Here is a 21783-nt window from a genome sequence, read left to right as displayed (position 1 = left end):
TTTCTACTTACTAAATAAATTTAGTAAGTTAGTTGTTAAAACTATTTCTTAGGCAATTATTTCTCTGTAAAGATAATCGCTAGTTGAGGTAATAACTTATCTTTTAATGCTGCTAATTCGTCATCAGAATAAGGCGTTAACGCTTGCTGACCCCAAATAGGTTTTGGCCATTGTGCATCGGCTTTAAAACGAACAACATGATGAACATGTAATTGCTCAACCACATTACCGAGTGCGGCAACATTCATTTTATCGCCAGCAAACACTTGCATTAGCAATTCACTCAATAAACTCGACTCATTAAGTAGTTGCTGCTGCTGTTCCCATTCTAATTGAAATACTTCATTAATATCAGCAACCTTAGGCACTAAAATAAACCAAGGGTAAGCACTATCGTTACATAATAGTAATTTACACAAAGGAAAATCAGCTAACTCAATACCATCGAGAGCTAATTGAGGATGTAAACTAAATGTTGTTGTTTCACTCATGATTAAAACCTTGTTATTAACAAATTATTATTAAAGTTAACGATTACACATCACTACTAAAGCTTCTGCTCATGTCACATGTTAGATATAAATCAATTAACGTTTATTTTTACGACCACGACCACGTGCTGCTTTTTTAGTTTCTCTCGCTGTTTCTAATACTCGCTCGTTTTTCTGAGAGTAAAACAATCGTGCCTCAAGCTGATAGTTTTATTTCCGCCCATCCAAGTGAGACTCTATTAACGCTTGTTTTTACGACCACGACCACGTGCTGCTTTTTTAGCTTCTCTCGCGGCAATACGTTTTTCTTCTAATTCTGTGAAGTGAGCGTTTTCTGCATCAATGATATCCGGTAATTCAAAGGAAATAGCACCGAGAGTTTTATCACGAATCTCATTAATTAGAATAACTGACGCTTTATGTAAATCAACACGACCGCCACTTTTAACACAGCTGCGTTTACGGCCAATCGCTTCTATTAAGTCTTCTTCGTGTGCTGGTAACTCGCTAAGCTTATAACGGTCCATTACGCGTTTAGGGTAATTCTTTAGTAAATAATCTGCGGCAAAATAGGCAATATCATCATGATCAAAAGCAGTATCTTTTACCGCGCCTGATACCGCTAAGCGATAACCAGAGTTTTCATTGGCTATTTTAGGCCATAACATACCCGGAGTATCGAAAAGGTATAAACCTTCTTCAAGACGAATACGCTGTTGACCTTTAGTTACTGCAGGCTCATTACCCACTTTAGCTTTTGCTTTGCCTACTAAGGTATTGAGTAATGTTGATTTACCAACATTAGGTATCCCCATTATCATCGCATTGATTTGCTTGCCTTCTTCATCTTTATTCGGCACCATCTTACGAATTAAACCGACAAGATTTTTTGCTACACCCGGCTGCTCGGTGGTTAAAGCAATCGCTTTTACATTATGCTGCGACTCTAAATACTCTAACCATATCTTAGTGCTTTCAGGATCCGCTAAATCACTTTTATTAAGGATCTTTATCAGTGGTTTATCACCTCTGATCTCAGTGATCATAGGGTTTTCACTACTAAAGGGTAAACGCGCATCACACACTTCAATAACCACATCTATTTGCGGTAATATCTCTTTTATTTCTTTTTGCGCTTTGTGCATGTGGCCTGGAAACCAGTTAATCGCCATGAAAATCCTAATATATCTATTATAATGACGCGATTTTAACAAGCTTTTAGCCAGCGTGGCTAGCCATACTTGGTATTATATCAAACTAGCTAAATAACGTTCTTTGTATTGACGAGGGCTGATGCCATGAAACTTTTTAAAACAACGGCTAAAGTGACTGCTATTAGTAAAGCCTAAGGCAAAACATGTTTGAGTAACCTGCTGACCTTTTTTCAATAAACTCGCCGCTTGCTTCAACCGACTTTGTAATTGATAAGCCATAGGGCTGCAGCCTAAATGTAATTTAAACTCATAAAAAAACTTGGTTCGACTCATGCAAGATATCCGCGCTAAATCATCAATATTAACATTTTCATTTATATGCAGTTCAATATAATTTAATGCGGCATTTAAGCCATTGTTATCTGGCTCTTGCTGTGAAAATGCCAAAATAAATTCACGCGTTTGCTGGTGCAATAATCGAATAGTTAGCTCTGATACCGCCAGCGCAACCATAGCACTTCGGTCTGGATGGTTTTCTGAATAAATGTTCACAATACGATTTAAGACGTTTTGAGTTTCACTATTGTGATGAGTATGCACCAGTTTTTGGTCATATTGCCAATGACCAAACGCCTGATTGAGTGGCTGTTGCTGGTTCAACATGGCAGACACCTGCTGTACCCTATCACTGGATATTTCTATCGCTAAACAGGTGGTCGGCTCAGCAAGTTTGGCAATAGGGAAATCAATTTCTACTGATCTTCCCGGCGCCATAATAAAAGATTCATGGGGTAAAAACTCACCATGAAAATCATCTTGCGCGCTGTGCATTACTTTTTTACCCGTCACCATAGCGCAAAAAAGTAATTGATCAGAATGTAACTTCACCTTCTTCGCTGCTTGATAAGTATCATAAATACTCAACTCAGATTCAGGACCTGCAAAGGTAAGTTTATTTTCAACCAGCACTTTAGGTGGCTGTCTAACACTATCAATGGCTTGTGTGATCATAAAAATTAATCCGTTAATGTGAACTTACAGGCAAGTTTTCTGAATTTACAGCACAGTTAAGTGATCGCTAATTGACTAAGGTAAATAACCATATACCAAACGGATTAATTAATCGACCAACTTAGAACTACATTAACGAGCTTAGAACGAACAAAATAGATTAACCATAGTTATTCTATATTTCATTCATTTTGTAAAGTTATCAGTTTGCTAATGAGCTCCCGAAGGGCGAGTTTAAAAGGCTTATATGCTGCGTTATTTATTTTGAAAAGGGAATAACCATTTTCTTCAATAAATGCCTTGCCTCTATGCCTTTTAATTATCGCTAAGTGGCCAATAAATTAGTCCGATTGGTATGAATCAAAAATACAACAATAATAACGAGCAATCGCTTTACACCATTACAAAAAACTAAAAGTAATGCATTGCTAATTCAGCGTTCAACTTAAGAGGAAATGTTATGATATATGCAGCACCGGGTTCAGAAAATGCAGTAATGAGTTTCAAAACACGCTACCAAAACTTTATTGGTGGTCAATGGGTTGAGCCTCAAAATGGTAAATACTTTGATAATATTAGCCCGGTAAATGGTCAAGTAATTTGTCAGATACCGCAATCAGATCACCTTGACATAGAACTAGCACTTGATGCTGCACATAAAGCGAAAGAAGCTTGGGGAACAACCTCGGTAACCGATCGCTCAAATGCGTTATTGAAAATTGCTGATAGATTAGAACAAAACCTAGAATTACTCGCTGTTGCTGAAACGTGGGACAATGGTAAAGCCGTTCGTGAAACCTTAGCGGCAGACATTCCACTGGCAGTTGATCATTTCCGTTACTTTGCCGGCTGTTTACGTGCTCAAGAAGGTTCATTAGCGGAATTAGATGAAAAAACGGTTTCTTATCATTTTCATGAGCCTTTAGGTGTTGTCGGTCAGATAATCCCTTGGAACTTCCCAATATTAATGGCTGCTTGGAAACTTGCGCCCGCATTAGCTGCAGGTAATTGTGTGGTGCTTAAACCTGCTGAGCAAACCCCTGCTTCAATTTTAGTGATGATGGAATTAATTGAAGACATATTACCCGCTGGTGTACTCAACGTGGTTAATGGTTTTGGCGCTGAGGCTGGTGAAGCATTAGCCACAAGTACCCGTATAGCTAAAATTGCGTTTACTGGTTCAACACCTGTCGGTGAAAAAATCATGCAAGCTGCTGCGAAGAATATTATTCCTTCAACGGTAGAGCTTGGCGGTAAATCACCCAATATTTTCTTTGAAGATGTGCTTGATCATGAAGATGAATATTTAAGTAAATGTATTGAAGGCGCAATATTGGCCTACTTTAACCAGGGGGAAGTATGTACTTGCCCATCACGCTTATTCGTTCAAGAAGATATTTATGACAGATTTATCGAAAAAGTTATTGAACGTACCAAAGCTATTACGCGTGGTAATCCATTAGATACCACCACCATGGTTGGTGCTCAGGCATCAAAGCAACAATTTGATAAAATATTAAGTTACATTGAGATAGGTAAAAAAGAAGGCGCTGAAGTCCTTATGGGCGGTAACGTTGAACAACTAACGGATGAGCTAAACAGTGGTTTCTATATTCAGCCTACCTTGTTAAAAGGCACTAATGATATGCGTATCTTCCAAGAAGAAATTTTTGGTCCTGTGATTTCATTAAGTACTTTTAAAGACGAAGCCGAAGCACTTGCACTAGCTAATGGCTCTGAGTTTGGCTTAGGTGCAGGCGTTTGGTCTCGTGATATGAACCGTGCTTATCGTATGGGCAGAAAAATTGAAGCGGGCCGTGTTTGGACCAATTGTTATCACATGTACCCTGCTCATGCGGCATTCGGTGGTTATAAAAAATCAGGTGTTGGTCGTGAAACCCATAAAATGGCATTAGAGCAATACCAGCAAACCAAAAACTTGCTGGTTAGTTATGATGTTAATCCGCTCGGTTTCTTCTAACCGAACGCCTTAAAAGCTCCCACAATAATCAGCCAACCCTGTGATATCACTCGGTTGGCTTTTTTATACTTTAAGTAGCTCACACACAATACTCTTTATAACTGATTACTGTCAGTTGTTATACCAAGCCATCTTAAACGGAAATACTGTTTATTCAGCGCCTAAATAACCTGCTTATTGAAAGATGATTTAATATATCGGTTAGTCGTTATTTTAATATCCGTCATAGGCCTAGGTATATTTAAGCGAGTATTAAGGCTTATACCCAAACAACCTCAAGATGCTCGTTTCAGGACGGCTGGGTGATTCATAATCAAGGCGCGTATTTTACTAAGGGTAATTCCCTTAATTACATACGCAACGATGAATATGATTTGCTCAGCCGTCCCCACAGGGCTGGTTTATAAACGCTTTATGCTACGTTATTGATTTCGATAAGGGAATAACCATTCTTTTCAATCAAGGCCTTGCTTAAAGGCGTTTATAATTCCAGCTGAATCCTGCATCCTGAGGTTGATTGGGTATACATATATCTGATAAAAAATATAAAAAAAGAGAGAGGTAGTACATTGCTAAATGAACTAATATCGAATGAGCTAATATCGAACGAATTATCTGAAAATACCGTACTGCCTTTATCCTCATTGAGTAAAATAGCAATTCACCCGCTACGAGAAAAACTCTATAACGAATTACACAACAGACCTTTTCAATCAATAGCCTCCCCTGCTCAACTTACCCACATTGCAATTCAGCATCAAGGGAAATTAAAGCAAGAAGAGCATGAGTTTATCTCACTTTTATGTAATAGATTTCAAGTAAACTCACCCGCAGAGTCAATGCCCTGTTTTTATCAAGACTTTGGTTTATTTAGCCTTCGTTGGGAACGCCATTTAGAATATTCCACCTATACCTTTATTCATCAAGCGCCCTTAACTGTTCTGCCCTTTATTAAAAATGCGATTGATTATGTCCCCAGTGATTGGTTTGACAAAATGCCTGGTCAAGTCATCTCTGCAGTTCACTTAGTCATTGAGTCTGAAAGTATTGATAAAGCTATAACACACAAGGTTGAACATTTTTTTGACAATATGTCATTGATCGCCAGCGCTCCGGTAAATTCACAGGCGAAAGTATGGAGTTCATTTAAATTACATGAAGATGGTTTTGGCCGTTTTCTGATATACCAACAAGACTTATCGGCTGCGCAGCTCGGTCGATTAGTTCAACAATTATTACAACTCGATACTTATCGGTTAATGGCAACGCTGGGCTTACCTTTAGCTCAAGAAATTAACAGTGAACTGAATCAACTCGATATACAACTGCAACAAGTGACCACTTATATAGCCTTAGGCACTGATAAAAGCGATAGAGAACTACTAACACAAGTATCTAAGATAGCGGCAAAAGTAGAAGATTATCGTAGTCAAAGCACTTATCGTTTTTCTGCTACTAATGCATATTACGATGTCGCCTTGCAACGAATGGACGAACTAAAAGAAGAAGAAATCCCTGGTTATATGACCTTGCAAGAGTTCTTAATGCGTAGAATTACCCCTGCAGTTAAAACCTGTCAAACCGCGGCTAATCACTTAGAAGATATTTCGAGGAGAGTCACCCGTGCTAGTGATTTATTACGCACACGGGTTGATATGGTGTTACAAGAACAAAATCAAATCTTATTAAAATCAATGAACCATCGTGTGCACGTACAAATGCGTTTGCAACAAACCGTTGAAGGCTTATCCGTGGCAGCGATCAGTTATTATGGCATGCAATTATTTGAGACCATGCTAACGTCATTACCCACCTTGGGTATTAAATATAACCATGAACTAGTCAGTGGCTTTGCTGTACCTATTGTTATTGTTACTGTATTTGTTGGCACACGTCTGATACATAGGCGCTTAATGAAAGGATTACAATAATTCAAACATGCTAACGATGCTGTTTACTCAAAACACTAGGTATTTTGTTCACGTATTAACTTGCATAAACATAATTTTATATCTTGCTATTTTTTAGTAGCTAAGCACTCACTTATTGCTGATAATGCTAATAATTAAGTACATTATTCACTATGTACATTTATCATCAAATATCTTTAAATAAGAGTTAGCTATTACGTTATGAGTAAAAAATTCTACGTTATCTGGAAAGGCGCCCAAACGGGTGTATTTACTACTTGGCCTGAAGTTCAGCAACACACTGCCGGTCGCTCTGATGCTCAATATATGGGTTTTGAATCAAAAAGTGCCGCAGACCAAGCGTTTGCTTCAACGTATACCAAAGCATTGATGCAACGGTCATTAAGTAAAGGTGGTACAACTACCGCACCGACATCAACTCGTAAAACGACGAGTAAGGCAAGTGGTAAAACAGCCACTATTAGCCCTAATGGCCCAAGTGATATTGAAATTTATTGCGATGGCGCTTGTTCACCTAACCCTGGAAAATCAGGCACCGGTATTGCAGTTTATGAACTAGGTAAAGTCACTTCTTTGTATTACGGTTTGTATCACCCCAATGGCACCAACAATACTGCAGAATTAAATGGTTTACTTTCTTCATTCCAAATAGCGCAGCACTTTATTACAAAAGATAGCGAAAAGAGTATTTGCATATTATCTGATTCAAAGTATTCAATTGATTGTATTACTAAGTGGGCTAAAGGTTGGCAAGCAAAAGGCTGGACCCGTGGTAAAGGCGAAGAAATTAAAAACCTAGCACTAGTACAGCAATGTTACGCGCTCTATAAAACCATACACACTAAAATAACTATTCGTCACGTTAAAGGTCATGCCAACATAGAGGGTAACGAACTGTCTGATAGAATGGCCGTAATAGCCCGCGTTAAACGACAAGAAGCCATGATCCGTTATGACCAAACAATCGATATCAAAGCCATTCTTGCCATGCAACCTGGCTAAGCGGTTCTATTATTTAAACATCTCAAAAATGAAGCTGACCTGACCTAAACTAAACTGAAATAATATGCCAATTAATATCCTGATTACTATCGCGCTTTTATTGTTAACGGCCTTTGTACTTTCTCGTATATTTACCTTGCCGAGAAATATTTGGTTATTATTTATTTCACAGCCTTTAGTTATGTCCGCTTCACCTATTATTGTTTTTATCGGCGGCATATTATCCAGCAAAATGGCTGATGATCCGTCACTGGCAACGCTGCCCATTACCTTAATGATTTTAGGTGTGGCTGCAGGCTCTATTCCTGCTGCTATGCTAGCTAAAAACAAAGGCAGAAAGTTTGCTATATATACCGGATTAAGTTGCTCTTTACTTGCGGTTTTTTTAGCAATTACCTCGGCAAAACTGGCACTATTTGAGCTCTTTTGTTTTGCCAGTTTGTTAGTTGGTGTCGGCGGAGCGTTCATTCAACAGCTTCGCTTTGCCGCTATTGAAAGTAGCTTAAATGCTGATGATGTTCCTAAAATATTATCGATATTAATGCTTAGTGGTGTATTTGCCGCCTTTTTGGGACCTGAAATCGCCGTAGTAGGTAAAGAGTGGCTAGCGTCACCACACGGCTATGCTGGCTCCTTCTTATTACTCGTTCCCTTTATTCTCTGTGCAATGTTAATGATGACCCTCTTTAAAAACCCGCCGGTGAATGGAAATGAAGTTGTTGGTGAGGCAAGAGAGTTAAAAGTTATTGCGAAACAGCCCATCTTTTTAATTGCTGTGTGTACCGCTACCATAGGTTTTGCGTTAATGAGTTATTTAATGACCGCAACGCCGATTAGCATGCATCATATGCAAGGCCACAGCCTGCAAGAAACAAAGTGGGTTATTCAAAGCCATATTGCTGCCATGTACTTACCTTCATTATTTACCCCATGGTTAGTAAAATACGTAAAGCTAAAAGGGCTTATGTTAATTGGTACGTTAATTTATGCGATAGTTGCCTTTATTGCGTTATCCGGTCATGAAGTAATGCACTACTGGTGGGCACTTATTTTATTGGGCATTGGTTGGAATTTCTTATTCTTAACTGGTACCTCGTTATTACCGCAAAGTTATCACGCCAGCGAGCGTCATAAAGTGCAAGCAACCAATGACTTTATCTTGTTTGGCTTTCAAGCCGCCGCGTCATTATTAGCGGGTTGGGTATTGTTTAATGCGGGTTGGCATTGGGTTGTGGTAACCAGTTTACCCTTTATTATATTACTCTTTATTGTGGTCAGTTTTTACCATCGACATGAGAAGAAATTGCCATTGAAAGTAAAAAAACAGTTAGTGTAATCGTTAAACTGTATTGTCTGTAACCTTAAGATTACTATTAATATTAACAATAAAAAAAGGAATTATTTATGAATGGTACAACTATGGTAGTTGTGATTGTTTGCGTAGTATCAGTTGTTTTATATAAAATGTTTAACAAACACTTAGAATTCAAAGAAAAAACAATCGAACATAATAACAACGCAGATGACAAAACTGATGAGCTAATAAAAGAAATACAGGCATTGAATGAACGTATTCAAGTACTTGAAACCATTGTGACTGATGAAGGCTATCAAGTTCAAAAAGATATTAATAAGCTATAAGACTATTTATTAGCTAAGTTTTTATTTTTGACGGAGTATTTAAACAATGAAATTAATTATGAAAACTGAGTTTGATAATCTTAGGCTCAATAGTAAACATGATTATGACACTGACAGTAATGGCGAGAAACAAGTCGTGAAAGTGTATTGTGATGAACTGCTAATTGCCAAAAAAATCAAACTAAAAAAATCAGTTCGTTTTTTTGGCATTTCAGGGTATGAACAGTATCTCACTCAGGAAGACGTGTAGAAGTAGTTACAAAACCCCAGGCGTAATTCTGAGGTGGTATTAACTACTTCTTTAACATCGATTTTAAATCCGCGAATGGATTATAGGTGGCGGTATCTTGGTTGGTATCGCCAGCTTTCACTTCAGTTTTATAATTAGCATGGTCTGTATATTTGGCATGCTCGTTGTCGTGACAATAGATACATAACAATTCCCAGTTACTGCCGTCATTTGGATTATTAGTATGATCGTGATCCATATGATGTACGGTCAACTCTCTCAAGTTAGAAAATTCAAAAGCACGTGCACAACGGCCACATACCCAAGGGAATAATTTTAATGCACGGTCACGATAACCTTTTTCTTGTTGTTTGTAGTTGGCACTAGTGCCAAAGCGATCTGAGGACATAATAATAAAGGACGGTAAATAAGTTATATAGCTAGTGTATTGCTAAGCACCTTACTTAGCAACACTAGTGCTTAGCAATAGCGGTCAAGAAACAAAAACTACATATTAAGGGTATTTATTTCTACTTTAGTTTGCGTTTCCAATGCTTCCAGCGTTTTTCCATGTGGGATCGGTAAACGTGATTCAGGATCCACTTGTACAAAAACGATATCATCCGCCAAACAGATGGTTTTTTTAGTGGCTTTATTACGTACTAAGCAAGTAACGGTAATAGACGTGCGCCCTACCTTTTTAGTCACTAAGCCAAATTCAACCACATCTCCCTGCATTGCTGGAGACTCAAAACTAATTTCACCAATATGTTTAGTCACCAGGCAATTAGTTTCTAACTGGCAAATAGCGTAAATAGCCGCTTCTTCATCAATCCATTCTAGGGCACGACCACCAAATAGAGAGTTGGCATAGTTTAAATCGTTTGGCATAACAAGACGACGGGAAAGAAAGCGCATAAAAAGCCTTAAGGTAAATGTATATTAAAGTGGTATGACCTATTATAGCACTTCTTACATCAACAGCTGAGCATTAACTCTAATTGATGTGCCGTTATCTTTATTCCGTTTTATTATTTCTGCGCTGATCGTCATAAATAATGAGAAATACGTCACCAAGTGAGAATAATTAACTTATTTGTTACGGTTTATGCTGCCTCTAATTTTACATTCCCCCCAGCACAATCACTAATACCATAAAGCCAACCTCATTAAGACATCAAATAATCAACTTAAATAGAAGCAGGTAAATGTGCAGTCATACTCGCATTTGAATAATTCCAAGTGATCGTATAACCCCGAATGACTGGTAGAAATGTTACCAAGCCTACGAACAGTAAGATCCATGAGCAAACCTCATATATCAATGAAATAAAATCAATTTTATTCATATAACGAACCAAGTATAAAATACACTCTGCTTTTAACTTTAGACAATATTACAGTTTAGCCTTTAGCATAAACCAAAAAATACGGTGAAGACTACTGGCTGAGAAAATCAGTAAAGCAGATTGGAAAGTCTAGAGAGAGAGCAAACAATAAATTCAGAATTTTTCTAAGAAAATAGGATACGTATCACAATGAATACAAACTTTACCTTTACTATTAAGAGCATTTGTCTCGATGAAAATTATCACCCCTCAGACAAGACGCGTATCACGACCAACTTCGCTAACTTGGCCAGAGGAAGTTACCGTCAAGCGAACTTACGCAACGCTTTAAAGATGATTGATAATAGTTTTAATGCCTTGGCTAATTGGGATAACCCCAAAGCAGACCGTTATTCTGTCGAACTTGAAATCATTTCTGTTGATATGGATATTGAAGACAACGGTCAGGCCTTCCCATCGATTGAAATATTGAAAACGAATATTGTAGATCACCAAACGAACAAGCGTATTGAAGGTATTGTAGGGAATAATTTCTCCTCTTATGTCCGAGATTATGATTTTAGTGTATTACTGCAAGAGCATAATAAAGACCAACCGAAATTTAGCATTCCAGATAACTTTGGTGAACTCCATGGAAAACTCTTTCAGTCTTTTGTGAATTCAAATGTTTACAAACAAAACTTTAATAAAACACCCGTTATATGTCTCAGTGTTTCTGATACTAAGACCTATCATCGAACTGAAAATCAGCATCCGGTATTAGGTGTTGAATACCAGCCAAATGAATCTTCTTTAACTGAGCAATATTTCAAAAAAATGGGCTTACAGGTTCGTTATTTTATGCCGCCAAATAGTGTTGCGCCTTTGGCTTTCTATTTCTTTGGTGATTTATTGAATGATTACACTAGCCTTGAGCTGATAAGCACTATTAGCACAATGGAAACTTTTCAAAAAATATACCGACCTGAGATTTATAACGCTAATGCTGTTGCAGGAAAATCTTATCAACCAAATTTAAAGAACCTAGATCATTCACTAACTCAAATTGTTTATGATCGAGAAGAGCGTGGCCAATTAGCTACAGAGCAGGCTAAATTTACTGAGGAACACTTCATTAAACCGCACCAAACTGTTCTTGAGCAATGGTCAGCTAACTACGTTCAAGAGCTTAGTTCAATAGCTTAGTTCAATAATTAATTTAAAATATACGGCATCTTTATCATGAAAACTAATACTCCTAAGGTACTATTACCTACTTCAACAGCAGGCAGCTTGCCTAAACCCTCTTGGCTTGCACAACCTGAGACTCTTTGGTCACCTTGGAAATTACAAGGAGAGGAACTAACTGACGGTAAACACGATGCTTTACGTTTATCATTACAAGATCAGCAACAAGCAGGTATTGATATTGTCAGCGATGGCGAGCAAACGCGGCAGCATTTTGTTACTACGTTTATTGAGCACCTCAACGGTGTTGATTTTGAGAAACGTAAAACCGTTAAAATTCGTGATCGTTATGATGCAAGTGTCCCAACGGTCGTTGGCCCTGTTAGTCGCCAAAAGCCAGTTTTTGTTGAAGATGCCAAGTTATTACGTCAGCAAACTAAGCAACCTATTAAATGGGCTCTGCCTGGTCCCATGACAATGATAGATACGCTTTATGATGATCATTATAAAAGTCGGAAAGAACTTGCTTGGGAGTTTGCCAAAGTTCTCAATCAAGAAGCCAAAGAATTAGAGGCGGCAGGTGTTGATATTATCCAATTTGATGAGCCTGCATTTAATGTATTTTTTGATGAGGTTAATGATTGGGGTATTGCTTGTTTAGAGAGAGCAATTGAAGGACTTAAGTGTGAAACGGCTGTACATATTTGCTACGGCTATGGTATCAAAGCGAATACCGATTGGAAAAAAACGTTAGGGTCAGAGTGGCGACAATATGAAGAAGCTTTCCCCAAACTGCAAAAATCTACTATCGATATTATCTCACTAGAATGTCACAACTCTCATGTTCCAATGGAGTTACTTGAACTCATTCGTGGTAAAAAAGTAATGGTAGGGGCAATAGATGTCGCAACCGATACCATTGAAACACCTGAGGAAGTAGCAGATACCCTACGAAAAGCACTTAAGTTTGTCGATGCCGACAAGCTTTATCCTTGCACCAACTGTGGCATGGCCCCTTTATCTCGTGACGTAGCAAGAGGGAAGTTAAATGCGTTAACTGCAGGTGCAGAAATAATCCGAAAGGAACTCTCCATCAGTAACGAATCAATATAATAATGCCTAAAAAATAGGGGCATACTTTTTAACTGTTTGTAATGGCCTCTTGAATTGATAGTAAGGTCATTGCCGTTATTAAAAATCATGCCTAAGCACTTGGCTCTGGATCGTGATCCCCATAGTATGTTTATCGGGTTTGATGTGTCTAAAGAGCAATGGATCTTCGATCAGAGACTTCGAAGATGACGTTTACCACTATTTCATGAGTAAACTCCATCAGCATGTTAAAAATAGAAGTAGTCATTAATGAATATCATTGAAGTTATAACAAATAATATCTCACCCTTTTTAGCATTGGTTGTCACAGGTGTATTCGCAGGAATTTTAGCTGGTTTGTTAGGCGTAGGTGGCGGTATCGTCATCGTACCTGTGCTATTTTTCTTGTTCCAGAGCTTTGGCGTATCACCAGAATCTGCGATGCTAATTGCGACAGCAACCTCACTGGCCACCATAGTACCAACGTCCATTAGTTCAATTCGTTCTCACAATCAAAAAGGTAATGTTGATTTTGACCTGCTCAAACGTTGGGCTGTATTTATTCTTATGGGAGTATTGGCTGGTAGCTGGTTAGTGACTCGCGTTGAAGGTACTGTGCTTGCGATGTTGTTTGGGGTGATAGCGGTTTTATCGGCACTAAACATGCTGCTCCGAACGGGGAAATCTGCTCTGTACCCAAAACTACCTAATGCAACAGGACAAACAGTTATGGGGGCATCCATTGGATTTTTCAGTTCTATGGTAGGGATCGGCGGCGGCACACTCTCGGTTCCACTACTCACCCTATATAATTATCCCACCCACAAGGCCATTGGCACAGCTGCGGCAATAGGGTTAATCATTTCGTTGCCAGGTGCGCTAACAATGTTGACCTTGGGTAGTACACCAACCGATGCACCAGCGGGCACATTTGGCTTAGTCAATCTATTTGCCTTCATTTGTATTGTGCCGCTAACGGTACTATTCGCACCGGTAGGGGCATCACTGGCAGCAAAATTAGATGCGGTAAAACTGAAAAAAATCTTTGCCTTGGTATTACTATTTACTGGCTTACGTATGTTGGCGCAACTTTTCTTATAGATTAAATCCCTATAAATGCTTGTTAAACAGTAAATGATAATTGTAAATGAACTTGTTTGATTGATAAAATGAACTGCACTCATCAATCAAACAAGTTCATCATTAAAGCGAGGAGTTAACCGGTGTTAGAAAGGATTCATTTAGAAATACTAACGGCAATAAAAGAGCATGGAACCCTGACTAAAGCTGCTGATTCGTTGCACTTATCTCAATCTGCATTAAGTCACAGTATCAAAAAATTAGAAGGTAAAATTGGTACTCCGATATGGAAAAAAGACGGTCGAAATTTGCGTCTTACCGCCGCTGGAGAACGCATTCAAACGCTTGCTAATAGAGTATTGCCTCAGTTTTTACACACTGAATTATTATTGAATCAAATTGCAAAAGGTGAAATGGGATCGCTACGAATTGGAATGGAGTGCCATCCTTGTTATCAATGGCTACTTAGAGTAATTCAGCCTTATCTTGAGCAATGGCCAGCCATTGATATGGACGTGAAACAGGAGTTCCAATTTGGCGCTTTAGGTGCATTACTCAGCTACGAGATAGATGTACTTATTACACCAGATCCGCTATTTAAACCTAAAATAGACTACATACCCGTTTTTGACTATGAACATAGACTGGTCGTTTCCGCGTCTCACAAACTTGCCAAGCAAGATTTTGTCTTACCTGAGCAACTCAGCGAAGAAGTACTGTTTAGTTACCCTGTTGAGCCCCTGAGACTCGATATTTTTAGTCAATTTCTTAATCCAGCAAAGTGTTCGGTAAAGAAACACACAAACATTGAAACAACTGAGATCATGTTACAGATGGTTGCCGCTGGTCGAGGTATTTGTGCTTTGCCGGGCTGGTTAGTAGATGAATACGCAAAATCAATGCCTATCAAGAGTCTTCGTTTTGGAGAGAAAGGTATTAATAAACAGATTTTTGTCGGTATTCGCAAGACCGATCAGCATCTTGACTACTTAAACGATTTCATTGCTCAAGCTAAAAACACAAAATGATCAATTAGCGTGGCCTTTCGGGGGGCTGAATAAAAATTAAACGCCTGCGATAGAGAATAAGGTAAACTTGCCACTAATCTAGGTAACTGTCTCTTGAACGCTCAAATGCGCCATGGTAAGTGTTTTTCTAACGACAACTGTTTTCTTGAACGGACGTTAGGCTTAACGAGTCGCTACCTTCCGCTAAGCGTATTTAATTGTCTTGATTTTAGGGTAAACAATGAAGAAATATATTGTCTTGTTCAGGGGAATTAATGTCGGGGGTAAAAACTTATTACCGATGAAAGCGTTAGTGCCATTACTAGAGCAGAAGCATTTTGAAGATGTTTCATCTTATATTCAAAGTGGTAATGTCGTGTTAAAAAGCGCTAGTGATCCTACTGAAGCTATTACAAAAATAGTGCTAGATAACTTCGGCTTCTCACCTAATATATTTACTTTGCATGAAGATGAATTTTCAATGGCCTTAACAAATAATCCCTATCAGACCTTTGAAGGAAAGTTTGTCCACTTTTACTTTTGCCATCATGTTATTGCGCTAAACCAAGAAAAAATGGCTAAATATCTTGCGGGTTCTGAAGTCTATTTTGTAAAAGATAAAGTGTTTTACTTACATGCCCCAGTGGGTATTGGCCGCTCTAAACTTGTCGCCAATATAGAAGCTTGTTTAGGTCAATCCGCAACAGGTCGAAATTTAAACACAGCAAAGAAAATCATCACTATGTTAGGGAAATAATAAAGGCGCTACTATTACGTAGAGCCTTTTAATTAGCGACAGGTTTGTTTCATATTTAATGTTGGCTAAAAAACATTCATTACGAAAACATCTTTTTCAAACCATCTGCTAGCTCAACAAAGCGCTCTTTCATACTACGTTTAACTTTAATACTAACGCCACTGAAAATAGAGAAACCTTCTATAATAATGGTCGGTCTACTAGCACTATTTTGATTTACCGTTGATGTTCTTGTTTGACTTGGCGCTATATTATCAATGCTGCCAAAGATGCAGAACGCTTTTGATACTACATTGACATTTTCAGGTACATAAATAGTATCACCACTAAATAGGCTAAACATTTTAATGCGTACCACTTCTTGGCTAAACTGAGCATCGGTAAAATCAATATCAGTACCACTGAATATACTTAAATAGCGTGTTTCTTTAGCTACTCTCCAGACACCGCCACGGTTACTACCACTAAAGATATTAACCATATAATCCAATTCTTCAGCTTCACCAGCAACATAATTAGGTGCTAAGTCTTGTTTTTTACTTTCCACAAACGCTTTATCAACCGCTAAGGGTAAGTCGCTTGTTAGATCCACTAAATCTTGATGGTTGGCCAACTCCATGGCTTGGTCTAAACGACGTTCAAAAGCCTCATAAGATAACTCGCCATGGCTATAATTCATGATCAATTGATCAATCACTTCACTACGAACGGTTTCAATGGGTCTATCTGTTAGAGTAACGGTCATTTTACTTTCCCTGTTCTTATAAGTTATTTATTACTTATTTACATATGAGTAATACTGTAACAAATACAGTAGCAATGACAATGCCAACAATATTAACGATAAAATACAACAAGTTGAAAAACAAAGCAGAATAGCGAATGATAAAAATACAATTAACTGGTTATTTTGACTAAAATCAGGGGGGATATAATAGAGTCAAGTTTAGGAGATATAACAAATTTTTTAGAAAAATAATGTTATAAAAAGTACTTCAACCTTGGATTAGGTTTGGATTGTTAATTCAGAAACTAAACAGTTAAAAACTTTATAGTTAGCTCTGATCCAATAAAGATAATATAGTGGCTTAACTTAAAAGTGTATCGCTCAATTAAAAGAAAAAGGCACGGAGTTGACGCTAGTCAATGAGTATCTAATACCCGTAATCAATCAAGATGCAAGTTTCAGAGTGCACTTTGAATGGTTACGGGTATAGACGCCTTAATTTTGCGATACACGAATAAGATAAGTAACTATTTAGTGAAGCACTGCGCGAATAGGTAGCCCTGCACAGATTTCAGCTTCAGTAATTAGAATCTCTTCTAAACGCTGATCAACTTCTGCTTTGTCAAAATACTCATACGCCAGCTCAACAAATAAGTTTTTATGCTTTTCTTCTGAGTTTGCAATAGCGACATAAAGATCTTGATCTTTCCCTTCAGGTAACGCTTGTGAAACTAACCAGAATTTCTCATAACCACGCGCTTCGATTACTGCCGCAACTAGCAATCTATCCATTAAAAAGAAACTGCTACCGTTACGAAATAAGGCACGTAGCTGGTTGATATAGGGATCTTTTTTATCTTGGCCTAAAGTGATGTCGCGGGCAATAAGTAACTTTAAAACTTGCTTGAAATGAATAAGTTCTTCAATCGCTAAATCTGTCATAGCACGAACCAATTTAGCTTTGTCTGGATAATGAGATAACATTGCCATCGCCATACCCGAGGCTTTTTTCTCAGCGGCGGCATGGTCTTGTAAAAAATGACCAAAGTCAGCCATAACGGCATCAACCCAATCTTGACCCGTGTGGTGTTTTAATTCAAACATATTTACTACTCTCTAAAACGATATTTATTTAATGGAAGTCTCGTTCGCTATTTAAATAGCACAATTGGCGTGATCTTACCTGTGAAATTTTCACTCTACAATAGTTAACCCCACCTCTACTTGATACAGATGGCTAATAAAGTAACTTATCAATTTTACCTTTATTGGTAGACTCTACTTTTAACTTATTATGAAGACCTTGCCAGGCTTTTACTTTACCGCCTAGATTAATTTGTTTAAAACCGCCCTCTCTCGCATTAGCACTGTCAATATTAAGAAAAGCTAACATTTTCAGGTAACTTTTTTCATCACTAACATCAATGGTAAGCAAATCTTGTGCTCTGTTTTGAAAGTATTCTTCAATGCCTTGCTGATGTCGGTTATAACAGTTAAGTAAAAACTCATCACTGTTAAGGTTATCATCGGTAAGAGGAAAAAAAACTTCATTATAACAACGTTTTAAATGTGGATTAAAACCACCATCTGACCGTTGTAAGTTTACCATCATACGCTGTAATAATTGCCTGATAGACGGCAACCATCTTTCAGGTGATCGGGTGAGGTAAATAAACTTGCTGTTGGGAAAGTGTTTATCTAATTTTTGGTAATCACAAAAAATCGGCGTATCCGCTAATACTTGCGCTTGTGAAAAGGCATCTTGGGTATAGGCATTATGCGCAGTTTTAAAACCTTGCTCTAACATGGCCAAGCAAACACTAGTGGTTGCCGTTCTAGGTAAACCAATAATAAAAATCTTTTCTATCGACACGAAATTAAGCCTTTTAAAGATGAAATGAATACTGTAAAAATATTAAACTAACATATCAGTTAAGTAGTAATAAAATAGCCGTAAAATAAAACGAATACCTTGCGAAAAACAAGCAATTATAACTTATTTAGCCATTTAACAAACACACATTTGACAGTGATCAATAAATGCCTTATTTATGAGAGCATACTGAGTACATACCAAGTACATTATAACAAAGACAGTAGCCAAGGAAAATTCATGACAGCACAAGATGAGCAGCGTGATAGCGTCAAATGGGGAGATTACTTAAAGTCTGGTAATCGTATCTTTATCGGCTCCAATGCCGCTGTACCTAATGCCTTAATCGATGATTTGATAGCCAATAGTCAGGGCCTACATGATATTGAAACCGTCCATATTTTAACATTGTCTGAGAATGTCTGGGCTAAGCCTGAACATAAAGATTTATTTAAGGTAAATAGCCTATTCATTGGCGGTAAAAATATTCGTGAAGCCATTGCTGAGGGTCGTGGTGATTATACCCCTTGTTTTATTTCCGATGTACCACGCTTATTCAATGAAAATAGCTTACCGCTCGACGCCGCCCTTATTATGGTGAGTCCACCTGATGAATACGGTTATTGTTCTTTAGGCGTTAGTGTAGATATTGTTTCTGCTGCGGTAAAAGCAGCAAAATATGTTATTGCACAAATAAACCCTAAAATGCCACGTACCAATGGCCATAGCTTTGTCCATGTAAATCAAATTCATGCATGGATAAATGTCGAGCAAGACTTGCCACAAGTAATACCACCAGAAGTTGATCGCCGTACTGAGCAAATAGGCCAGTATGTTGCCATGTTAATTGAGAATGGCGCAACGTTACAAATAGGTATAGGTAAGATCCCTGAAGCGGTATTACGTTATTTAGGTAACCACAAAGATTTAGGTATTCACAGTGAAATGATCTCCGACGGTGTCATTGACCTGATGCTCAAAGGGGTTATCAATAACCGTAAAAAAACCTATCATAAAGGCAAAGCCGTAGTCACTTTCTGTATCGGTACTCAAAAAGTTTATGATTTTGTTGATGGTAATCCTCATATTGAATTTTATCCTTCTGAGCATGTTAACTCACCTGTGAAAATTGCTAGAAACGACAATATGGTTTCTATTAATAGTGCAATTGAAGTCGATTTAACGGGTCAGGTGGTTTCAGACTCTATCGGTTATCAGTTCTACAGTGGTATTGGCGGACAAGTTGATTTCGTCCGCGGCGCTTCGTTGAGTAAAGGCGGTAAACCCATTATCGCCCTTCCCTCAACGACAAGGGATGGAAAAACATCACGCATTGTTGCGCATATTACTGAAGGCGGCGGCGTAGTGACCTCACGTGGTCATGTTTCTTATGTGGTGACAGAGTTTGGTATTGCCTCGCTGCAAGGTAAAAGTATTCGAGAGCGTGCCTTAGAGTTGATTAAAATTGCCCATCCTAAATTTAGAGAGCAACTACTTAGCGATGTGCGTAAGCATTATTGGGTACCTGAGTACCAAGAAAGCTCGCCAAGTTCAGTACCTGAATTAGGTACCATAGAAATGAAACGCTTTAATTTTGCCGATGTTAATTACATCTTGCGCCCTTTAGCGCCGGCTGATGAACGTAAGCTACAAGAATTTTTCTATTCCCATAATAAAGAAACCTTGATGATGCGTTACAACCATCATATTACTCAAATGACGCGGGAAAAATCGTGTAATTTGGTCAGCGTAAATCAGCATATTGATCTTGCGTTATGTTTTACCAAAAAAGATTCTTTGGGTGAAGCCATTCAAGCGGTAGCGAGATATTACTTTATTGAAAGCATCAATAGTGGCGAAGTAGCCTTTGTTATTAAAGAAAGTCTACGTGGTCGCGGCATGGCAAGCACCTTATTAGGTGAAATGATTGCTATCGCTAAAATTCGAAAACTAGATAGCTTAGTCGCTTGTGTACGACAAGATAATGCCTCAATGCTTAAAGTGTTTGAGCGCTCAGGCTTTGTGCGCCAGCCAAGTGAAGATTTTGATGAAATAAGTTTAAAGCTACCACTCAGTGAAGTGACAACTTAGAGTTAACAACCACATATCTGATATGTGACTTGAAAAAAGCGAAAACGAGTTGAATATGCAGTGACCATTCAACTTTAAGTGTTAGCGTTCAAGTAAAAGGAAAAAGCACTGAGTTGACTTCTTTTAAAGAAAAGTTCAATGAGTACTTTTGACGCCTTAATTACGTCATAGCGCAACAAGATGAATGGTCACTAACAAAAAAAGAGAATGATTATGCCAGTTGGAATAATAGGCCACTATAAATGTGGCGAACATGACATGGGTGACCATCACCCGGAAAATGGTAAGCGCTTAACCGCTATTTCAGACCAATTAATTCGTAGTGGCTTAGATTACGTAGTCCGTCAGTTTGATTCGAAACCGATTGATAAAGGCTTATTAGCCTTAGCACACACACAAAAACATATAGATTTTGTTTTTGATAATGCGCCTAGTGAGGGTGAAGAAAACTTTACCGTTGGTGAAGATTCAGTGATGAATGCAAAAACACTCACCTCTATTTTATATTCCGCAGGAGCAGCTGTTGATGCGGTGGATTTAGTCATGGAGGGTACTTTAGGTTCTGCATTTTGTGCGACAAGACCACCAGGACATCACGCAGAACATGATAAAGGTATGGGCTTTTGTTTTTTCAATAACGTAGCCGTTGCTGCTGCTTACGCAAAGAAAAAATATGGCGTAAAACGTGTTGCTATTGTCGACTTTGATGTGCATCACGGTAACGGTACTGAAGATATTATAAAAAATCACTTTAAGGCGACAGCCGAAGACGATAAAGGCTACTTATTTTGCTCCAGTTATCAATACCCACTGTATCCTTTTGAAATTGAAGAAAGTGATACACCGCCTATTATCAATGTACCTTTAGCGGCAACAACTAAAGGTGAGCAGTTCCGTGAAAAGTTAACCGCGCATTGGTTACCGGCCTTACATAAATTCAAGCCGGAATTAATCATTATTTCGGCTGGTTTTGATGCCCACATTGAAGATGATATGTCACAGGTGAGTTTAACTGAAGCGGATTATCGCTGGATCACTGATGAACTAAAAACTATCGCTAATGAATATAGTGAAGGTCGCATTGTATCAGTACTTGAAGGTGGTTATGCACCAAGTGCGTTAGGCAGAAGTGTCGTTGCTCATATCAATGGTTTGATTGGTAATTAATTAGCGAACACTCTATGTAGATCCACACCAATA

Annotated in this window: 21 protein-coding genes; 13 read left to right on the top strand and 8 right to left on the bottom strand. The window is 38.2% G+C overall.

The features are described from left to right. Positions 1–56: 56 nt before the first annotated feature. From CXF85_RS14330 to CXF85_RS14320, 3 genes are all read right to left on the bottom strand, one after another. A complete protein-coding gene (locus CXF85_RS14330) occupies positions 57–491 on the bottom strand; it encodes an HIT domain-containing protein (RefSeq protein WP_101229344.1) in 435 nt (144 codons plus the stop codon). Positions 492–730: 239 nt separating this feature from the next. Then, entirely contained in the window at positions 731–1663 is a 933-nt protein-coding gene (gene ylqF, locus CXF85_RS14325) for a ribosome biogenesis GTPase YlqF (RefSeq protein WP_101229343.1), read from the bottom strand. A 75-nt stretch (positions 1664–1738) separates the two neighbouring features. Then, positions 1739–2656: a helix-turn-helix domain-containing protein gene (locus tag CXF85_RS14320; RefSeq protein WP_101229342.1), complete on the bottom strand. Its 918-nt coding sequence runs from the start codon at positions 2654–2656 to the stop codon at positions 1739–1741. Between the two features lie 460 nt (positions 2657–3116). Here CXF85_RS14320 and exaC point away from each other — a divergent pair, with 460 nt between their 5' ends. The 6 genes from exaC (at position 3117) to CXF85_RS14290 (ending at position 9461) form a co-directional block, all read left to right on the top strand. Next, a complete protein-coding gene (exaC, locus tag CXF85_RS14315; RefSeq protein WP_101229341.1) occupies positions 3117–4637 on the top strand; it encodes an acetaldehyde dehydrogenase ExaC in 1521 nt (506 codons plus the stop codon). 569 nt (positions 4638–5206) lie between these two features. Next, positions 5207–6568 (top strand): DUF3422 family protein, encoded by a 1362-nt coding sequence (locus CXF85_RS14310; RefSeq protein WP_232771209.1) that lies wholly within the window; start codon positions 5207–5209, stop codon positions 6566–6568. Positions 6569–6769: 201 nt separating this feature from the next. Beyond that, complete coding sequence (locus tag CXF85_RS14305) at positions 6770–7570, top strand: ribonuclease H family protein (RefSeq protein WP_101229340.1); 801 nt, start codon at positions 6770–6772, stop codon at positions 7568–7570. Between the two features lie 64 nt (positions 7571–7634). Continuing rightward, positions 7635–8906 (top strand): MFS transporter, encoded by a 1272-nt coding sequence (locus CXF85_RS14300; protein WP_101229339.1) that lies wholly within the window; start codon positions 7635–7637, stop codon positions 8904–8906. A 68-nt stretch (positions 8907–8974) separates the two neighbouring features. After that, positions 8975–9211, top strand: coding sequence for a hypothetical protein (locus tag CXF85_RS14295; RefSeq protein ID WP_101229338.1), 237 nt, complete (start codon positions 8975–8977; stop codon positions 9209–9211). A 46-nt stretch (positions 9212–9257) separates the two neighbouring features. Further along, positions 9258–9461, top strand: coding sequence for a hypothetical protein (locus tag CXF85_RS14290; RefSeq protein WP_101229337.1), 204 nt, complete (start codon positions 9258–9260; stop codon positions 9459–9461). Between the two features lie 43 nt (positions 9462–9504). On the opposite strand, the gene CXF85_RS14285 is transcribed toward CXF85_RS14290, so the two are convergent. Both CXF85_RS14285 and CXF85_RS14280 read right to left on the bottom strand, forming a co-directional pair. Further along, on the bottom strand, positions 9505–9849 hold the full coding sequence (locus tag CXF85_RS14285; protein ID WP_033081615.1) for a YajD family HNH nuclease: 345 nt from the start codon (positions 9847–9849) through the stop codon (positions 9505–9507). 98 nt (positions 9850–9947) lie between these two features. After that, a complete protein-coding gene (locus CXF85_RS14280; protein ID WP_101229336.1) occupies positions 9948–10358 on the bottom strand; it encodes an acyl-CoA thioesterase in 411 nt (136 codons plus the stop codon). A gap of 620 nt (positions 10359–10978) precedes the next feature. On the opposite strand from CXF85_RS14280, the gene CXF85_RS14275 reads away from it, so the two are divergent. The 5 genes from CXF85_RS14275 (at position 10979) to CXF85_RS14255 (ending at position 15892) form a co-directional block, all read left to right on the top strand. Continuing rightward, on the top strand, positions 10979–11974 hold the full coding sequence (locus tag CXF85_RS14275; protein WP_101229335.1) for a DUF1852 domain-containing protein: 996 nt from the start codon (positions 10979–10981) through the stop codon (positions 11972–11974). 36 nt (positions 11975–12010) lie between these two features. Beyond that, complete coding sequence (locus CXF85_RS14270) at positions 12011–13069, top strand: methionine synthase (protein ID WP_101229334.1); 1059 nt, start codon at positions 12011–12013, stop codon at positions 13067–13069. A gap of 249 nt (positions 13070–13318) precedes the next feature. Next, complete coding sequence (locus tag CXF85_RS14265) at positions 13319–14149, top strand: sulfite exporter TauE/SafE family protein (RefSeq protein WP_101229333.1); 831 nt, start codon at positions 13319–13321, stop codon at positions 14147–14149. Between the two features lie 122 nt (positions 14150–14271). Continuing rightward, entirely contained in the window at positions 14272–15156 is an 885-nt protein-coding gene (locus CXF85_RS14260) for a LysR family transcriptional regulator (protein WP_101229332.1), read from the top strand. Positions 15157–15376: 220 nt separating this feature from the next. Next, the gene (locus tag CXF85_RS14255; protein WP_101229331.1) at positions 15377–15892 is read left to right on the top strand and encodes a DUF1697 domain-containing protein; all 516 of its coding nucleotides are present in this window, start codon (positions 15377–15379) and stop codon (positions 15890–15892) included. A gap of 79 nt (positions 15893–15971) precedes the next feature. On the opposite strand, the gene CXF85_RS14250 is transcribed toward CXF85_RS14255, so the two are convergent. The 3 genes from CXF85_RS14250 to CXF85_RS14240 form a co-directional block, all read right to left on the bottom strand. After that, positions 15972–16637, bottom strand: a complete 666-nt coding sequence (locus tag CXF85_RS14250) for a DUF1707 SHOCT-like domain-containing protein (protein WP_101229330.1) — start codon at positions 16635–16637, stop codon at positions 15972–15974. 513 nt (positions 16638–17150) lie between these two features. Continuing rightward, positions 17151–17723 (bottom strand): tRNA-(ms[2]io[6]A)-hydroxylase, encoded by a 573-nt coding sequence (locus CXF85_RS14245; RefSeq protein ID WP_101229329.1) that lies wholly within the window; start codon positions 17721–17723, stop codon positions 17151–17153. A gap of 133 nt (positions 17724–17856) precedes the next feature. Continuing rightward, positions 17857–18492, bottom strand: coding sequence for a sulfotransferase (locus CXF85_RS14240; protein ID WP_101229328.1), 636 nt, complete (start codon positions 18490–18492; stop codon positions 17857–17859). Between the two features lie 240 nt (positions 18493–18732). On the opposite strand from CXF85_RS14240, the gene CXF85_RS14235 reads away from it, so the two are divergent. Next, positions 18733–20583 carry a GNAT family N-acetyltransferase gene (locus CXF85_RS14235; protein WP_101229327.1) on the top strand — a complete coding sequence of 617 codons (1851 nt, stop codon included), beginning with the start codon at positions 18733–18735 and terminating at the stop codon, positions 20581–20583. Positions 20584–20796: 213 nt separating this feature from the next. Then, complete coding sequence (locus CXF85_RS14230; protein ID WP_101229326.1) at positions 20797–21750, top strand: histone deacetylase family protein; 954 nt, start codon at positions 20797–20799, stop codon at positions 21748–21750. The last annotated feature ends 33 nt before the right edge of the window (positions 21751–21783 follow it).

The organism is Colwellia sp. 75C3, assembly GCF_002836255.1.
Taxonomy (GTDB): domain Bacteria; phylum Pseudomonadota; class Gammaproteobacteria; order Enterobacterales; family Alteromonadaceae; genus Colwellia.
The sequence above is the reverse complement of the archived record's forward strand: the minus strand, read 5'-3'. Positions and strand labels throughout refer to the sequence as shown.

Excerpts from the sequence above, each read along its gene's own strand:
- exaC (WP_101229341.1), top strand. The coding sequence starts at position 3,117 with ATGATATATGCAGCACCGGGTTCAGAAAATGCAGTAATGAGTTTCAAA.
- ylqF (WP_101229343.1), bottom strand. The coding sequence starts at position 1,663 with ATGGCGATTAACTGGTTTCCAGGCCACATGCACAAAGCGCAAAAAGAA.
- CXF85_RS14250 (WP_101229330.1), bottom strand. The coding sequence starts at position 16,637 with ATGACCGTTACTCTAACAGATAGACCCATTGAAACCGTTCGTAGTGAA.
- CXF85_RS14305 (WP_101229340.1), top strand. The coding sequence starts at position 6,770 with ATGAGTAAAAAATTCTACGTTATCTGGAAAGGCGCCCAAACGGGTGTA.
- CXF85_RS14235 (WP_101229327.1), top strand. The coding sequence starts at position 18,733 with ATGACAGCACAAGATGAGCAGCGTGATAGCGTCAAATGGGGAGATTAC.
- CXF85_RS14255 (WP_101229331.1), top strand. The coding sequence starts at position 15,377 with ATGAAGAAATATATTGTCTTGTTCAGGGGAATTAATGTCGGGGGTAAA.
- CXF85_RS14280 (WP_101229336.1), bottom strand. The coding sequence starts at position 10,358 with ATGCGCTTTCTTTCCCGTCGTCTTGTTATGCCAAACGATTTAAACTAT.
- CXF85_RS14295 (WP_101229338.1), top strand. The coding sequence starts at position 8,975 with ATGAATGGTACAACTATGGTAGTTGTGATTGTTTGCGTAGTATCAGTT.
- CXF85_RS14330 (WP_101229344.1), bottom strand. The coding sequence starts at position 491 with ATGAGTGAAACAACAACATTTAGTTTACATCCTCAATTAGCTCTCGAT.
- CXF85_RS14300 (WP_101229339.1), top strand. The coding sequence starts at position 7,635 with ATGCCAATTAATATCCTGATTACTATCGCGCTTTTATTGTTAACGGCC.
- CXF85_RS14285 (WP_033081615.1), bottom strand. The coding sequence starts at position 9,849 with ATGTCCTCAGATCGCTTTGGCACTAGTGCCAACTACAAACAACAAGAA.
- CXF85_RS14230 (WP_101229326.1), top strand. The coding sequence starts at position 20,797 with ATGCCAGTTGGAATAATAGGCCACTATAAATGTGGCGAACATGACATG.
- CXF85_RS14320 (WP_101229342.1), bottom strand. The coding sequence starts at position 2,656 with ATGATCACACAAGCCATTGATAGTGTTAGACAGCCACCTAAAGTGCTG.
- CXF85_RS14290 (WP_101229337.1), top strand. The coding sequence starts at position 9,258 with ATGAAATTAATTATGAAAACTGAGTTTGATAATCTTAGGCTCAATAGT.
- CXF85_RS14265 (WP_101229333.1), top strand. The coding sequence starts at position 13,319 with ATGAATATCATTGAAGTTATAACAAATAATATCTCACCCTTTTTAGCA.
- CXF85_RS14245 (WP_101229329.1), bottom strand. The coding sequence starts at position 17,723 with ATGTTTGAATTAAAACACCACACGGGTCAAGATTGGGTTGATGCCGTT.
- CXF85_RS14270 (WP_101229334.1), top strand. The coding sequence starts at position 12,011 with ATGAAAACTAATACTCCTAAGGTACTATTACCTACTTCAACAGCAGGC.
- CXF85_RS14275 (WP_101229335.1), top strand. The coding sequence starts at position 10,979 with ATGAATACAAACTTTACCTTTACTATTAAGAGCATTTGTCTCGATGAA.